The organism is Lentzea waywayandensis (genome assembly GCF_900115955.1).
GTDB classification, from domain to species: Bacteria; Actinomycetota; Actinomycetes; order Mycobacteriales; family Pseudonocardiaceae; genus Lentzea; species Lentzea waywayandensis.
In genome coordinates, this window is the sequence record NZ_FOYL01000003.1 from 1,009,979 (window position 1) to 1,024,603 (window position 14,625).

16 protein-coding genes are annotated in these 14,625 nt (G+C 68.5%); 11 read left to right on the plus strand and 5 right to left on the minus strand.

All coding sequences use genetic code 11. The features are described from left to right. The first annotated feature begins 59 nt into the window (after window positions 1-59). Window positions 60-1,622 carry a serine/threonine-protein kinase gene (locus BM417_RS15510; protein ID WP_281251317.1) on the plus strand — a complete coding sequence of 521 codons (1,563 nt, stop codon included), beginning with the start codon at window positions 60-62 and terminating at the stop codon, window positions 1,620-1,622. Here BM417_RS15510 and BM417_RS15515 read toward each other — a convergent pair. Further along, window positions 1,619-1,981 carry a winged helix-turn-helix transcriptional regulator gene (locus tag BM417_RS15515; RefSeq protein ID WP_093593830.1) on the minus strand — a complete coding sequence of 121 codons (363 nt, stop codon included), beginning with the start codon at window positions 1,979-1,981 and terminating at the stop codon, window positions 1,619-1,621. The genes BM417_RS15510 and BM417_RS15515 overlap by 4 nt on opposite strands. Before the next feature lie 103 nt (window positions 1,982-2,084). Here BM417_RS15515 and BM417_RS15520 point away from each other — a divergent pair, with 103 nt between their 5' ends. Next, window positions 2,085-2,984, plus strand: coding sequence for an NADP-dependent oxidoreductase (locus tag BM417_RS15520; protein ID WP_093593444.1), 900 nt, complete (start codon window positions 2,085-2,087; stop codon window positions 2,982-2,984). Here the strand turns inward: BM417_RS15520 and BM417_RS15525 are convergent. Then, window positions 2,981-3,238, minus strand: coding sequence for a DUF2631 domain-containing protein (locus BM417_RS15525; protein ID WP_093593833.1), 258 nt, complete (start codon window positions 3,236-3,238; stop codon window positions 2,981-2,983). The genes BM417_RS15520 and BM417_RS15525 overlap by 4 nt on opposite strands. 155 nt (window positions 3,239-3,393) lie before the next feature. Here BM417_RS15525 and BM417_RS15530 point away from each other — a divergent pair, with 155 nt between their 5' ends. Beyond that, a complete protein-coding gene (locus BM417_RS15530) occupies window positions 3,394-4,533 on the plus strand; it encodes an ABC transporter ATP-binding protein (RefSeq protein ID WP_093593447.1) in 1,140 nt (379 codons plus the stop codon). Further along, a complete protein-coding gene (locus tag BM417_RS15535) occupies window positions 4,526-5,659 on the plus strand; it encodes a polyamine ABC transporter substrate-binding protein (protein ID WP_093593450.1) in 1,134 nt (377 codons plus the stop codon). Before BM417_RS15530 ends, BM417_RS15535 begins: the two co-directional genes overlap by 8 nt. Here the strand turns inward: BM417_RS15535 and BM417_RS15540 are convergent. Then, entirely contained in the window at window positions 5,646-6,758 is a 1,113-nt protein-coding gene (locus tag BM417_RS15540) for a cytochrome P450 (protein ID WP_093593453.1), read from the minus strand. The two genes, BM417_RS15535 and BM417_RS15540, sit on opposite strands and share 14 nt — an antisense overlap. Continuing rightward, complete coding sequence (locus BM417_RS15545) at window positions 6,733-7,272, minus strand: TetR/AcrR family transcriptional regulator (RefSeq protein WP_093593456.1); 540 nt, start codon at window positions 7,270-7,272, stop codon at window positions 6,733-6,735. The genes BM417_RS15540 and BM417_RS15545 overlap by 26 nt, the downstream gene beginning before the upstream one ends. A 56-nt stretch (window positions 7,273-7,328) precedes the next feature. Here BM417_RS15545 and BM417_RS15550 point away from each other — a divergent pair, with 56 nt between their 5' ends. From BM417_RS15550 to BM417_RS15565, 4 genes are all read left to right on the plus strand, one after another. Then, window positions 7,329-8,168, plus strand: a complete 840-nt coding sequence (locus tag BM417_RS15550) for an ABC transporter permease (protein ID WP_245821930.1) — start codon at window positions 7,329-7,331, stop codon at window positions 8,166-8,168. Beyond that, on the plus strand, window positions 8,165-8,974 hold the full coding sequence (locus BM417_RS15555) for an ABC transporter permease (protein ID WP_093593462.1): 810 nt from the start codon (window positions 8,165-8,167) through the stop codon (window positions 8,972-8,974). Before BM417_RS15550 ends, BM417_RS15555 begins: the two co-directional genes overlap by 4 nt. A gap of 71 nt (window positions 8,975-9,045) precedes the next feature. After that, window positions 9,046-10,650 carry a sensor histidine kinase gene (locus tag BM417_RS15560; protein WP_143138660.1) on the plus strand — a complete coding sequence of 535 codons (1,605 nt, stop codon included), beginning with the start codon at window positions 9,046-9,048 and terminating at the stop codon, window positions 10,648-10,650. Continuing rightward, window positions 10,647-11,297 (plus strand): response regulator, encoded by a 651-nt coding sequence (locus tag BM417_RS15565; RefSeq protein ID WP_030479625.1) that lies wholly within the window; start codon window positions 10,647-10,649, stop codon window positions 11,295-11,297. The genes BM417_RS15560 and BM417_RS15565 overlap by 4 nt, the downstream gene beginning before the upstream one ends. A 303-nt stretch (window positions 11,298-11,600) precedes the next feature. Here the strand turns inward: BM417_RS15565 and BM417_RS15570 are convergent, their stop codons facing one another. Then, the gene (locus BM417_RS15570; RefSeq protein ID WP_093593468.1) at window positions 11,601-11,867 is read right to left on the minus strand and encodes a GlsB/YeaQ/YmgE family stress response membrane protein; all 267 of its coding nucleotides are present in this window, start codon (window positions 11,865-11,867) and stop codon (window positions 11,601-11,603) included. A gap of 136 nt (window positions 11,868-12,003) precedes the next feature. Between BM417_RS15570 and dxr the strand changes: the two genes are divergently transcribed. The 3 genes from dxr to BM417_RS15585 form a co-directional block, all read left to right on the plus strand. Then, window positions 12,004-13,134 (plus strand): 1-deoxy-D-xylulose-5-phosphate reductoisomerase, encoded by a 1,131-nt coding sequence (gene dxr, locus BM417_RS15575; RefSeq protein ID WP_093593471.1) that lies wholly within the window; start codon window positions 12,004-12,006, stop codon window positions 13,132-13,134. A gap of 7 nt (window positions 13,135-13,141) precedes the next feature. Next, window positions 13,142-14,353 (plus strand): M50 family metallopeptidase, encoded by a 1,212-nt coding sequence (locus tag BM417_RS15580; RefSeq protein WP_245821931.1) that lies wholly within the window; start codon window positions 13,142-13,144, stop codon window positions 14,351-14,353. Window positions 14,354-14,403: 50 nt separating this feature from the next. After that, on the plus strand, window positions 14,404-14,625 hold a 222-nt coding region (locus BM417_RS15585), incomplete at its 3' end, for a flavodoxin-dependent (E)-4-hydroxy-3-methylbut-2-enyl-diphosphate synthase (RefSeq protein ID WP_177320455.1).

Here is a 14,625-nt window from a genome sequence, read left to right on the forward strand (position 1 = left end):
AGCGGACAGAACCGGACAGGAAACCGGCCGACACGGGCGTGCGGCTACCATGCGGCGTCGTGGGGGAAGACACGAGGCTGGTCGCGGGCAGATACGCGACGATCCGAGAACTCGGCCGGGGCGGCATGGGGGTCGTCTGGCTCGCCGAGGACAGGGTCATCGGACGGCAGGTCGCGCTCAAGGAGCTGCGGACCACCGAGACCGAGCGGGTGCTCCGGGAGGCCCGCGCGGCAGGCCGCCTGAACAGCCCGAACGTCGTCGGCATCTACGACGTCATCGTCGAGGACGGCGCGACGTACCTGGTCATGGAGCTCGTCGAGGCGCCCACGCTCTCCGAGGTCATGACCCGCAGGGCTCTCACCGAGGACGAGGTCGCGGACATCGGTCTGCAGACGCTCAACGCGCTGGAGGCGGCGCACGCGGCGGGCATCGTGCACCGCGACGTCAAGCCCAGCAACATCATGGTGCTGCCCGACGGACGCGTGAAGCTCGCCGACTTCGGCATCGCCCGCGCGATGGACGATCCGGGGCTGACCGCGACCGGCGGCATCATGGGCTCGCCCGGTTACATGGCGCCGGAACTGTTCGCGGGCAAGCAGCCTTCGCCCGCGAGCGACCTGTGGGCGTTGGGCGCCACGATGTTCCACGCCATCGAGGGCCGTTCGCCGTTCCAGCGCGACACGACCGCGGCCACCATGCACGCGATCATGTACGAGGAGCCGGTCCTGCAACGGACCAGGGGCCCGCTCGCCGACACGATCATGGCGTTGCTCGCCCAGGACGACACCCGCCGTCTCACCGCGGCCCAGTTGCGGGAACGGCTCAGCGGCGCCACGAAGACGGTCAAGCCGCTGACGCCGTCCGAGCAGACGGTGGTGATCGAACCGGTCACCGCCTACGTCGCGCCGAACACCCCGACGCACGCCGACTGGGACGAGAAGCCCAAGTCCCGCAAGAAGATCGGGATGTTCGCCGGCGCCGCGGCCGCGGTCGTGGTGATCGCGCTCGCCGCGGTGTTCCTCCTCAAGCCGGAGGCCCAGCGGGGCACGGCCGCCGCCGCACAGCAGGGGGCGAGCTCGCAGCAGCCGTCGTCGAACGCGAGCAGCACCGCGTCGAGCGCGCCGGCGAGCAGCAGCAGTGCCGCGCCGAGCAGCAGTGCGGCGCCGTCCAGCCAGCCGGTGAAGTCCTCCCAGGCGACGCAGCCGGCCCAGCCGCCGACGACGCAGCCGAAGCCGCCGCGCGAGACGCTGGTGCTGACCCGTCACCTGAAGGCGGGTGGCTTTCACTTCAGCGGCACGTCACGCGTGGCGACGCCGGCGGGTTTCGCGGCGGAGGCGAACACCCTCGGCAAGCTCCTCGCGAAGGAGGAGGCGGGCACGAAGCCGCTCTACGCCTGCCGCGTCAACGGGTCCGAGGACCACATGACCTCGGTCTCGCCCACCTGCGAAGGTCAGACGGTCGTCAGCGCCACCCCGCTCGGCCACGTCTTCACCGGCAAGCCCGCCGACGTGCCGGCGCTGCCGCTGTACCGCTGCCTGTTCAAGGGCACGCACTTCGACTCGCTCGACGCGAAGTGCGAGGGCTACCAGCCGGAGTTCCAGTTCGGCTGGGTCGTCGGCTAGCGGGTCGTGGCGGGCTCCAGGCCGAGGGGTTCGGAACCGTCGAACGTCTCGCGCGCCTCGGCCACGGACTCGTAGTTCTTCTGCGCCCACAACCGCAGCGCGGCCAGCGGCTCGGTGACGCTGCGCCCGAGCTCGGTCAGCTCGTACTCGACGCGCAACGGCACCGAGGGGTAGACCGTGCGCGTGACGAGCCCATCGCGCTCCAGTGTGCGCAACGTCTGCGTGAGCATCTTCTGGCTGACGCCCTCCAGCCGGCGCTTGAGCTCACCGAACCGCTTGGGTCCGTCCTCCAAGTCGCCGATCACCAGCGCCGTCCACTTCGACGCGACCATGTCCAGCAGGTCGCGGCACGGGCACATCTTGAGGTAAACGTCCCTGATCACGGCTAGTTTCTACCAGGTACCTAGTGCACAAGATAGTGCCTAATTGCTAACGGAGACCTGCTCTCCCATGCTTGACAGCATGCGAGCGATCATCCAGAACGAGTTCGGCGGCCCTCTCACCCTCAGCGACGTGCCCAAGCCCGCGCCGCTTCCGACGGAGGTCCTGGTCAGGGTGCACGCCGCCGGCGTCAACCCGGTCGACTGGAAGACCCGCGCCGGAAGCGGCATGGCCGGGATGCAGACCTTCCCGTTCATCAACGGCTGGGACGTCTCCGGTGTGGTCGAGGAGGTCGGCTTCGGTGTCACGACCCTCAAGCCCGGTGACGAGGTCTACGGCATGCCGTGGTTCCCGCGCGCCGCGAGCGCGTACGCCGAGTACGTCACCGCGCCGTCCCGCCACTTCGCGAAGAAGCCGAAGAGCCTCACTCACGTCGAGGCGGCCGCGTTGCCGCTCGCCGCGCTCACCGCGTGGCAGATCCTCGTCGACACGGCGGACGTGCAGCCGGGGCAGAAGGTGCTGATCACGGCCGCGGGAGGCGGTGTGGGGCACCTCGCGGTCCAGATCGCCAAGGCGCGTGGCGCGTACGTCATCGGCACCGCGCGTGAGCCCAAGCACGCGTTCCTCAAGGAGATCGGCGCCGACGAGGTGATCGACTACACCCGGGGCGACTACGCGGGCAACGACATCGATCTGTTCGTCGACCTCGTCGGCGGCGAGTCACCGGACTCGGTGCGGCCCGGCGGGTTGTTCGTCGGCGTGCCGTCCGGAGTGGACGCCGCGATCCGCGGTGACATCAGGACCAGCCCGATCCTGGTCGAACCCGACCGCGCGGGCCTGGAGGCGATCGCGGCGCTGGTCGAGTCCGGCGAGCTCAAGGTGCACGTCGACGCGACGTTCCCCCTGCAGGACGCCGGAAAAGCACATGCCCTGGGCGAGACGGGCCGCACCCAGGGCAAGATCGTGCTCGAGACGCTCTAGCGGCGCCAGGACGTCCGGCGGCGAGCCGTGTCCCACACCAGGAAGGCGATGATCGAGACGCCGGTGCCGACGAGGAAGATGTTCTCGGTCTGACCGTGGTGGTTGCCGATCAGCATCAGGAAGCAGAAGCCCGCCGAGAGCCAGCCCGCGATGCGGGTGCCCTTGGGGAACGTGCCGTGCCAGCCCCACTCGTGCGACGGCTCCTCGTGAGGGTCGACGGCAGGACGCTTGTCCAGTTCCGAGGACGTAGCCACGGTTTCCTCCACTGCTCATCCGGATTACGAGGTCATCGTCGCACATGACGACGAGCACGGAGGTGTGAGGTCGCGCGCGCACGACTGACGAGCGAGGTCGCACGGGTCTAGGCTCTTCGAGGCCTACCCGTTCGATCTTGCGAAGGCGCCTCGACTTGACCGGCTTCTCTCCCGCCGAGGCCTCCACCCCGGACACGTTCGCCCCCGTCGAGATCGGTCTCCACGGTGTGCGCAAGCGCTTCTCCGATCAGGTGGCGGTCGACGGCGTCTCGCTGAACGTCCACGAGGGCGAGTTCTTCTCGGTGCTCGGCCCGTCGGGCTGCGGCAAGACCACGGTCCTGCGCATGATCGCCGGTTTCGTCGATCCCGACGAGGGCCGCATCGAGCTCGACGGCAACGACATGGTGGGCGTCCCTCCGTATCGGCGGGACGTCAACACCGTCTTCCAGTCGTACGCCCTGTTCCCGCACATGTCGGTGTGGGACAACGTCGCCTACGGCCTCAAGCGCAAGAAGGTCCGCGGCGACGAGCTGAAGAAACGCGTCGGCGAGCACCTCGAACTGGTGCGGCTGTCGCAGTTCGCCAAGCGCAGGCCCACGCAGCTCTCCGGTGGTCAGCAGCAGCGCGTGGCCATCGCCCGTGCGCTCGCGGCCGGTCCGCAGCTGCTTCTGCTGGACGAACCGCTCGGCGCGCTCGACGCCAAGCTCCGCAAGGAGTTGCAGATCGAGCTCATGCGCATCCAGCGCGAGGTCGGCACGACGTTCCTCTACGTCACGCACGACCAGGAAGAGGCGCTGGTCCTCTCGCACCGCATCGCCGTGATGAACGCGGGCAAGATCGAGCAGGTCGGCTACCCGGAGGACGTCTACGAACGGCCCGCGACCCGGTTCGTCGCCGGGTTCATCGGCACGTCCAACATCCTCGACGCCGAGGTGTCCGGTGTGGACGGTGAGTTCGCCGCTCTCACGGCTCCCGGCGCCACGAACCTGCGCGCCAAGTTCTCCGGCAAGGTCAGCCACGGTCAGAAGGTCGCCGCGACCGTGCGGCCGGAGAAGGTGCGCCTGTTCAACGAGACCGCCGAACCGCCGACGGGCTGGTGCGTGCTCCAGGGCGTCGTCCAGGACGTCGTCTACACCGGCGTTTCCACGCAGTTCGTGGTCGACACCCCCGGCGGCGTGCTCACGGCGTTCGTGCAGAACGCCCAGCGCATCGACGACGCGGGCGCGCCCGGCCAGACCGTGCGGATGGCCTGGGACCCCGAGTTCACCGTGCTGCTGGAGCAGAAGGATGGCTGAGCAGGTCCGGATCGCCCGGCTGTGGGACGTCGACAGCCCTCGGGTGACCCGCCGCACGATGCTGGGCTCGATGGCGTTCTTCGCTCTCGCCGCCTGCGCGGTCGGTCCCGCGCCGACGAACACCGGGGGTCCGAGCGCGGGAAGAGCGGTGAACCTGACCGACGAGCCCAAACTCAACTTCTACAACTGGACCGACTACATCGCGCCGGAGACGTTGCCCGGCTTCACGGCTGTGAGCGGCATCGAGGTCACGTACGACAACTTCTCCACCAACGACGAGATGGAAGCCAAGATCGCGTCCGGCCAGGCGGGCTACGACCTGGTGGTGCCGAGTGACAACTTCCTGCGCCGGTTCCTGCGCTCCGGCCTGCTCCAGCCGCTGGACCACGACGCGATCGGCAACCTGCGCAACCTGGAGCAGCGGTTCGTGGACGCCGAGTACGACCCCGGCAACCGGTACTCCGTGCCGTGGGCCTGGGGCACAACGGGTCTGGCGTACTCGAAGTCGCAGATCGGCGGCGACGTCACCGGGTTCGACGCCTATGACCTGCCGAACGCGCAGGGCCGCAGCTCGATCCTCGACGAGGCCCGCGACGGCATGGCGATCGGGCTCCTGAAACTCGGCCACGACCCGAACACCGCCGACGCCGGGCAGATCGACGACGCCGCGAACTTCCTGCTGTCGTTGAAGAAGAAGCTCGGCCAGATCACCTCCGACGTGATCGAACCGCTGACCTCCGGTCAGGTGCGGCTCGCGCAGTCGTATTCGGGTGACGCGTTTCAGGCACGCGCCACCAACGACGACATCGGGTACGCCATCCCGACGGAAGGCGGACTGTCCTACGTGGACCTGCTCGTCATCCCGAAGGACGCGCCGCACGCCGGGAACGCGCACCGGTTCATCGACTACGTCCTGGGCGCGGAAGCGGGTGCGGCGCTGTCCAACGCCGTCCGGTACGGCAGCCCCAACGCCGCCGCGAAGCCGTTGATCGACAAGGAACTTCTGAACGACCCGGTGGTCTACCCGCCGGAGGACCAGCTGAAGAAGCTCCCGTTCACCAAGGACCTCGGCGGCGACGTCGAAGCGCTCTACGCCGACGCCTGGACGAAGGTCAAGACCGGCTGACGGGGAAGGACTTCAGCCCGCGGATCACCACCGAGTCGCGGAACTCGACCGGGCCCGTCTGCCGCAGGTCAGGCATGCGGCGGGCCAGCGCGCGGAACGCCACCTCGCCCTCCATGCGGGCGAGCGTCGCGCCCAGGCAGTAGTGGATTCCGCTGGAGAACGCGAGGTGCTCCGGCTTGTGCACGCGCATCACGTCGAACTTGTGCGGCTCCGGGTAGACCTCAGGGTCGCGGTTCGCGGCGGCGAGCAGCAGCGTCACGACCTCGTCCTTGCCGATCCGGTGGACCTGCTCGTGCGCGATCCGGCTGGTCATGTGCACCGGCGGCGCCCACCGCAGCGTCTCCTCGACCACCGCGGACGCGAGTTCCGGGTTGGCCTTGAAGAGCTTCCACTGCGACGGGTGGTCGAGCAGCGCGCGCATGCCGTTGCCGATCAGGTTGACCGTGGTCTCGAAGCCCGCGACCAGCAGCAACACCAGGGTGCTGAGCATCTCCTGCGCGGTGAGCCTCTTCTCGGCCTCGGCGGCGATCAGAGAACTGATCACGTCGTCACCTGGCGTCTGCCGGCGTTGCGCGATGAGCCGGTCGAACAGTTCGAGCACCTTGTCGTTGGCGTCGGCCATCTCCGCGGTGACGCCGGAGTCGATCGACGCGGCGACGAGCGCGCCGTAGTCCGCGAACTCGGCCGTGTCGGCGTCCGGGATGCCCAGCAGGTCGCTGATCACCGAGATCGGCAGCGGCGCCGCGAAGTCCGTGATCAGGTCGAACTCATCGCGGTCGAGCAGCGCGTCGGCGACCTTCTCGACGCGCGCCCGGTACTCGTCGATCTTCTTCGGGCTGAACGCCGGCGTCGCGATCCTGCGCAGCCGGGTGTGGTCCGGCGGGTCGAGTTCCAGGAACGACTCGGCCAGCAGGCTGCCGTTGGCCGGACGGCTCCCGTCGGAGAACCGCATGCCGAACCGCCGGTCGCGCAGGATCGTGTTGGCCACCGGGTGGCTCGTCGTGACCCAGAGGCCACCGTCACCGCTCAGCGGCCCGAGTGCGCGCAGCCGCTCGTAGATCGGATGCGGGTCTTCATGTCCGGTCAACTGCTCGAACATCACTTACCCCCTCGAACACCGTGGACAGCACGAACCGGGGAGCGTCCAGCGGCGCGAGACGGCCGTCGCTGATCGCCTCCCAGGCGTTGAAGAGCCCGGCGTAGAGGGTGTGCAGGATCCACCACGCGGGCAGGTCGCGGCGCAGCTTCGTTCCCTGCAGCCGGGTGATCAGGTCGAGCACGGGCCGGTCCATCTCGCGGATGCGGGCCGCCAGTTCCTCGTCGCGGTCGAGGCCGGGGAAGCGGAGCAGGAACTCCACCCGAGGGCCGAGCGCGACCAGGCGCGTCATGAGGTCTTCCAGCGCGTCGTCGCTGTCGAAGTCGACGTGGCACGCCACCGACTCGATCAGGTCCAGCGCGTCGCTCGCGACGGCGCGGACCAGCGCCGTCCGGGTGGGAAAGCGCTTGTGGAGTGTGGTCCTGCCGACACCGGCGGCCCGCGCGACGTCGCCCAGGGACGCGGTCGGGTCCTTGAGCAGCACGGATGTCGCCGTCTGCAACAGGTGAACACTCATGTTCACAACGGTACACGGATGTTCGCCTTGGGAACGTGATGGCAGGATGTGGATCCGTGCTTCGACGCTGGCTGAAGGCCAACGCCCTTCTCGCCCCGACCGGGGTCTGGCTGGGGTTCTTCCTGATCGCGCCGCTCGTCGTGGTCGTCGAGTTCAGCTTCGCGACGCGCGACACCGGGGTCGCCCGCGCGGTGCTGCCGTGGACGACGCAGGCGTACCTGACGGCGCTGGACCCGGCGTTCCTGCCGATCTTCGGGCGGACCCTGCTGTACGCGGGCGCCACGACCGTCGCCTGCCTGCTGCTCGGCTTTCCGCTGGCGTGGTTCATCGCGCGGTACGGCGGCAGGTACCGCACGGCGTTGCTCGCGGCGGTGCTGATCCCGTTCTGGTCGAGCTACCTCGCGCGGATCTACGCGTGGAAGGCGCTGCTGGACGGCGAAGGTCTCGTGAACACCGTGCTCGGCTGGGTCGGGCTGGACCGCGACGGCGGATTCCTGCTCACGCACGGAGCGGTGGTTCTTGGTCTGACGTACGGCTTTCTGCCGTTCATGGTGCTGCCGCTGTACGTGGCGTGCGAGCGGTTCGACGTCCGGCTGACGGAGGCGTCGTACGACCTCGGGCACGGGCGTGTGTCGACGTTCTTCCGCGTGGTGCTGCCAGGGGTGCGCAGCGGTGTGCTGGCCGGATCGCTGCTGGTGCTGGTGCCCGCGGCCGGTGACTTCGTGACGCCGAAGCTGCTCGGCGGGGTCGAGCAGTCGACGTTCGGTTCGGTGATCGACGACCAGTTCCGCGGCGGCAACAACTGGCCGCTGGGCTCGGCGATGGCCGTGCTGCTGCTCGTGCTGGTGGTGTTCGTGCTCGTGTTGCGCGGGCGGCGTGGGGAGGACGTGCTGTGAACCGTCGTCCGTGGGTGCTCGGCGCTGTCGTGGCCCTGGTCTTCCTGTTCTTGTACGCACCGATCGCGTGGCTCGCCATCGCGTCGTTCAACTCGTCGCGGTCGTTGTCGCGGATCAGCGGGTTCTCGTTGCAGTGGTACGCGGAACTGCTCGACGACACGCGCGTCTTCGCGTCGTTGCAGCTGACCTTGCAGCTGGCGTTGGCGTCGGCGGCGATCTCGACGGTGATCGGGACGCTCGCGGCGTTCGGGCTGCGTCGTGCGTTCCCCGGCCGAGGGCTCTGGACGGTGCTGCTGTCGCTGCCGTTGGTGGTGCCTGAGGTCGTCATGGGTGTGGCGATGCTGGGGTTCTTCGTGCGTCTCGCCGGGATTCCACTCGGGTTCGGGGCGCTGTTGTTCGCGCACGTGGCGTTCTCACTGAGCTTCGTGGTCGTCGTGGTGCGCTCGCGGGTGTCCGGAATGGACGTTCGGATGGAGGAGGCCGCGGCCGACCTCGGGGCGTCGCCGTTCGTGGCGTTCCGGACCGTGACGTTGCCGCTGGTGGCGCCCGCGGTGGTGGCGGGCGCGGCGTTCGCGTTCCTGCTGTCGTTCGACGACGTGGTGATCTCGTCGTACCTGACCGGGGTCGGGTCCACGACGCTGCCGGTGTTCGTCTACGCGCAGGCGTCTAAGCGCGGGATCTCGCCGGAGATCGTGGCGCTGTCGACGTTGATGGTCACGGCGACGGCACTGCTTTTGATCATCGGCGTTCTGTTCGCCTCGTGGAGGGCGCGCAAGACGGGATCAGCCGCGAAGCTGGCTGTGTAGTCAACTTTCGTCGCGAGAATTCGATACTCCAGCGTGCCGCGCGGACATGGGACGTCTCGTAGCTTGAAAGCGTGATTACTGCTGTGCGGACCAGGGCCGAGGCGTTCCGCGCCGACACCCTGGCCCGGCTTCGGGCGCTGACCCCGGTGCGGCTCGTCGGCGACCTGCTCGTCATGGTCGCCGTGCTCCTGCTGGACCTGTGGCCGGGGCCGTGGGCGGAGACGAAGGCGTCGGGCTGGACGCTCGTCGTCTACTTCGCCGTCTACGTGGTGATGCTGCCCCTGCGGCACCTGCTGCCCGCGACCGTCATGATCGCGGGCGCGGCGATCCCGTTCTTCGGGCCCGCGATGATGGTCGTGCTGAGCTACACGGCCGGCCGCCGCATCGAGTCGTGGGTCAAGGCGGTGGTGTCGACCACCCTGACGTTCATCGTCGTCGTGCTGCTGTGGGACTGGGACCAGCGGCCGCTCGACATCGAACCCGTCTACGGGATGCTGATCCTGGTCACGATCTTCGGCGTGGGCGTGGCGCTGCCGTTCCTCGTCGGGCGGTACCTGGCGCAACGCGAGGCGCTGATCCAGGCCATGCAGGACCGCGAGGCGCGCATGCACGTCGAGCACAAGATGCTGTCGCGGCAGGTCCGGCTGCGCGAACGCAGCCGCATCGCCCAGGACATGCACGACAGCCTCGGCCACCGGCTGTCGTTGATCTCCGTGCACGCCGGCGCGTTGGCGCTGGACCCGTCGCTGGGGGACAAGCAGCGCGAGGCGATCGGGGTGCTGCGCTCGGCGGCGTTGACGGGCATGGGTGAGCTGCGGTCGATCATCGGCGTGCTGCGGGCGGAGGACGGTCCCGACGACGACCCAGCGACACGGACCGCGGAGTCCATCGACTCGTTGGTGAGCGACGCGCGCAAGGCCGGCGTTCTGGTCAGTCTGGTGCGCGGCGGGCAGGCGCACCCGTTGCCGTCACGTGTCTCTCACGCCGCCTATCGCGTGGCCCAGGAAGGCCTGACCAACGCCGCCAAGCACGCGCCGGGCGCCGCGGTGCAGGTGACGGTGAAGTACGAGCCGGACGCCCTGGTCGTGGAGGTGCGGAACAACCCGTCGCGCAACGGGTCGCCGGTGCAGGAGCCGGGCGTCGGCCTGATCGGACTCACCGAACGCGTCCGCGTGGCAGGCGGAATCCTGCACGTCGGCGCGTTGCCGTCGGGTGGCTTCCGGATCGCCGCCGTGCTGCCGTACGAGGAGACGCCGCTCCCGGACGAGCCGGAGGACGAGCAGGACGAGACCGAGTCGCCGCGCGGCATCCGCAAGTGGGCGGGCGTCGGGTCGATCGCGGGCGCGTCCCTGGTGCTGACGATCATCATCGGCGGCTTCACCTACCTCGGCGCGCAGCCGGTGACCGAGGTGGTGTCGCAGGAGAACCTCGACCGGATCCAGGAGGGCCAGTCCGAGGCCGACGTGCTCGCGCTGCTCCCGGCCGGCGACGAACCCCTGGTGGCGGACGGCGAACGCAAGTCCCAGGCCAGCCCCGAACCGCCCGGCGCGCGCTGCGTCTACCACATCACCGACGAGCAGTCGTACCTCGCGAAAGGCACCCGAGTGGTGCGTTTCTGCTTCCGAGACGGCAAGCTGGTCGAGAAGAAGATCCACGTGCAGAGGACAGGTCAATGATCCGGGTGCTCATCGCCGACGACGAGCCGCTGATGCGCGCCGGCATCAAGGCCATCCTCGGCACCGCCGACGACATCGAGCTCGTGGCGGAGGCCGGCGACGGCCGAGAGGCGCTCCAGATCGTCCGCGAGCGCCGAGTCGACGTGGCCGTGCTCGACATCCGCATGCCACGCATGGACGGCCTCGCATGCGCCAAGGAACTCCGCGTCGTCGCACCGTCCGTGCGCGTCGTCATGCTGACGACGTTCGGCGAGGACGACAACATCGTGCGCGCGCTGTCCGACGGTGCCGCCGGCTTCCTGCTGAAGGACTCCGCACCCGAGGAACTGCTACGAGCCGTGCGCGCTGTCAACAACGGCGAGGCCTACCTCTCGCCGATGGTCACCTCGCGCGTCGTCGGCATGGTGGCGACGTCGGGGCAGCCGAAGCGGCAGGAGGCGCAGAAGGCCGTCGAGGGGCTGACCGACCGCGAGGTCGAGGTGCTGGCGTTGCTCGGGCAGGGCATGTCGAACGCCGACGTCGGCGCGAAGCTGCACATGTCGGAGGCGACGGTGAAGACCTACGTGTCGCGGTTGCTGGCCAAGCTGGGGCTGACGAACCGGGTGCAGGCGGCTCTGCTGGCGCGCGACGCGGGCATCGCCACCTGACAGGGCGCACGCCGACCTGCGGGACAGGTCGTGTTCAGCCGCGAGTTCGCGTCGGCCGACCCAACTGGCAGGTCGCGCTCGGCCGCGAGTTCGCGCCAGCCGCTCCGATGGGCAGGTCGTGTTCAGCCGCGAGTTCGCGCTGGTCGTCCGGTCGCCCCTTCGTCGGGATTCGGCGAAGCCCAATCGCGGCGAAGCGGTGGCCGGACGACCAGCTTCCCGGCGAACTCGCCGGAGTCTGCGAAGCAGCGACCAAAAAAACGGCCGTTCGGGTGACACCCGAACGGCCTCAAACGTCTGATACGGCTAAACGCGACTGCGCCGACCCGTGACCAGGCGGTAGATGCCCAGCAGGACCAGCGATCCGACGATGGCCAGCAGCCAGGTCCGGAGATCGAAGAACGAGCCCAGATCGGTCCCGAACACCGCAGATCCGATGAATCCACCCAAGATCGCGCCAACGATGCCGATCAGCATCGTGATGATGATTCCGCCAGGGTCCTTGCCCGGCATGATGGCCTTGGCAATGGCTCCGGCCAGCAGACCTAGCACGATCCATCCGAGGATGCCCACGGAGAGTCTCCTTCCAACGACTTGACGTCGGTGGAATGCCCTCGAACTGGCGACTTCACACCTTCAAGACCGCTCCGTTATCAAAGTAACGGGCTGTGCCGAGGCTCTCAGGCACTCTCCGGAACAATGAGGGGCGATGAGTACTCCACGCACTGTCCTGATCCTGGGCTCGACCGGCTCTGTCGGCACCCAGGCGCTCGACGTCATCCGGCGCAACCGCGACCGCTTCAAGGTCGTCGGGCTCGGCGCGGGTGGACGTCAGCTCGACCTGCTCAAGGAGCAGGCAGCAGAGTTCGACGTGAAGACAGTCGCCGTGGCCAACGGCGCTGAGGTGCCCGGTGTCAGGACGCTGACCAGCATGGTCGACCTGATCGAGGCGGCGCCCGCGGACGTCGTCCTCAACGGCATGGACGGGTCCAGGGGGCTCGAGCCGTCGCTCAAGGCGCTCGAGACCGGGGCCGTGCTCGCGCTCGCGAACAAGGAGTCGCTCATCGCGGGCGGGGCGCTCGTGCTGAAGGCGGCCAAGCCCGACCAGATCGTGCCGGTCGACTCCGAGCACTCGGCGCTCGCGCAGTGCCTTCGCGGTGGCACCCGGAACGAGGTGCACAAGCTGGTGCTCACGGCGTCCGGCGGGCCGTTCCGCGGGAAGAGCCGCAGCGAGCTCGAAGCCATCACCGTGCAGCAGGCGATGGCGCACCCGACCTGGTCGATGGGCCAGGTCGTCACGATCAACTCGGCGAACCTGGTCAACAAGGGCCTGGAGCTGATCGAGGCGCACCTGCTGTTCGGGGTTCCCTACGACCGCGTCGACGTCGTGGTGCACCCTCAGTCCATCATCCACTCCATGGTGACCTTCACGGACGGCTCGACGCTCGCGCAGGCGTCGCCTCCGGACATGCGGCTGCCGATCTCACTGGGGCTGGGGTGGCCCGAGCGCGTCGCGGGTGCCGCTGCCGCCTGTACCTTTGACACCGCCACCTCGTGGACGTTCGAACCCCTGGACAGCGTCACGTTCCCGGCGGTCGAGCTCGCGCGGCAGGCAGGCACCGCCGGCGGTTGCCTTCCTGCGATCTACAACGCCGCGAACGAGGAGGCACTCGCCTCCTTCGTCGCCGGCGACACGTCGTTCCTGTCGATCGTGGACACCATCGGCCAGGTTCTCGGCGAGGCGAATGACTGGCAGAAGGACCCCGCGGACGTCGCGGAGGTCCTGGCCGCCGAGGACTGGGCACGCGCACGTGCCCGCGAGCTGGTTGGAAGGAACTGAACTTTCCGTGAACACATTCATCAACATCCTTGGGGTGCTGCTGTTCGCGACCGGCATCGCGGTGTCCATCGCGTTGCACGAGTTCGGGCACCTGCTGACCGCGAAGGCCTTCGGCATGAAGGTCACCCGCTACTTCATCGGCTTCGGCCCGAAGCTCTTCTCGTTCCGCAAGGGCGAGACCGAGTACGGCCTGAAGGCGATCCCGGCCGGCGGCTTCTGCGAGATCACCGGCATGACGGCGCTGGACGAGGTGCACCCGGACGACCGCAAGCGCGCCTTCTACAACCAGAAGGTGTGGAAGCGCGTCGTCGTGCTGTCCGCCGGCTCGATCACGCACTTCATCCTCGGTTTCATCATCCTGCTGATCCTCGCGATGTCGCTCGGCCTGCCGAACAACAAGGACCTGCCGGTTCTCGCCGAGATCACGCCGTGCGTGCAGAACCACACCGTCGGCCTCACCGCGCCGTGCGAGCCCGGCGCCCCGGCTCCGGCCAAGGACGCGGGCCTTCAGCCCGGCGACGAGGTCACGTCCATCGCGGGCAAGCCGATCTCGACGTGGTCCGAGATGCTCAAGATCACCCGTGACCTGAGCGGGCCGACCGAGTTCAAGGTCCTGCGCGACGGCAAGGAGCTGGCGCTCACGGTGAACGTGCCGAAGGTCACCCGCGAGGTGACGGACGGCAAGGGCGGCCGTGAGGTCAAGGAGGTCGGCGCCATCGGCGTCACCTGGCAGCAGAACTTCGAGTACAGCCCGCTCGCGGCGGTCCCGGCGTCCCTGGCGTTCACCGGCGACATGTTCGTGAACACCTGGAAGGGCCTCATGCGCTTCCCGGAGCGCATCCCGGCCGTGGTCAAGGCCATCGGTGGCGGCGAGCGCGACCTCGACACCCCGATCTCCGTCGTGGGTGCGTCGCGCCTCGGTGGTGACGCCGCGGAACGCGGTTTGTGGGCGTTCTTCATCCTCATGCTGGCGGGCCTGAACTTCTTCGTCGGTGTGTTCAACCTCCTGCCGTTGCTCCCCCTTGACGGTGGTCACATCGCCGTCAACCTGTACGAACGGGTGCGAGACTGGGTGAGGAAGCTGCGCGGGAAGCCCGCCGGCGCCCCGGTCAACTACATGCGCCTGTTGCCGCTCACCTACGTGGTCATCTTCATCGGCGGCGCCATCACGCTGCTGACCGTGACCGCCGACATCGTCAACCCGATCAGGTTGCAATAAGTGATTTACGGAAAGGTGCACAACCCATGAGTGACGGCGTGATGCTCGGAATGCCGGCACTGCCGCCGCCGGTGCTGTCGGAACGTCGCAAGACCAGGCAGCTGATGGTCGGCAACGTCGGTGTCGGCAGCGAGTTCCCCGTCTCAGTCCAGTCGATGACGACCACGTTGACGTCCGACGTCAACGCGACTCTGCAGCAGATCGCAGAGCTGACGGCGTCCGGCTGCGACATCGTGCGCGTCGCCTGCCCGTCGCAGGACGACGCTGACGCT

Excerpts from the sequence above, each read along its gene's own strand:
- BM417_RS15540 (WP_093593453.1), bottom strand. The coding sequence starts at position 6,758 with ATGTTCGAGCAGTTGACCGGACATGAAGACCCGCATCCGATCTACGAG.
- BM417_RS15545 (WP_093593456.1), bottom strand. The coding sequence starts at position 7,272 with ATGAGTGTTCACCTGTTGCAGACGGCGACATCCGTGCTGCTCAAGGAC.
- BM417_RS15520 (WP_093593444.1), top strand. The coding sequence starts at position 2,085 with ATGCGAGCGATCATCCAGAACGAGTTCGGCGGCCCTCTCACCCTCAGC.
- dxr (WP_093593471.1), top strand. The coding sequence starts at position 12,004 with ATGAGTACTCCACGCACTGTCCTGATCCTGGGCTCGACCGGCTCTGTC.
- BM417_RS15565 (WP_030479625.1), top strand. The coding sequence starts at position 10,647 with ATGATCCGGGTGCTCATCGCCGACGACGAGCCGCTGATGCGCGCCGGC.
- BM417_RS15535 (WP_093593450.1), top strand. The coding sequence starts at position 4,526 with ATGGCTGAGCAGGTCCGGATCGCCCGGCTGTGGGACGTCGACAGCCCT.
- BM417_RS15515 (WP_093593830.1), bottom strand. The coding sequence starts at position 1,981 with ATGTGCCCGTGCCGCGACCTGCTGGACATGGTCGCGTCGAAGTGGACG.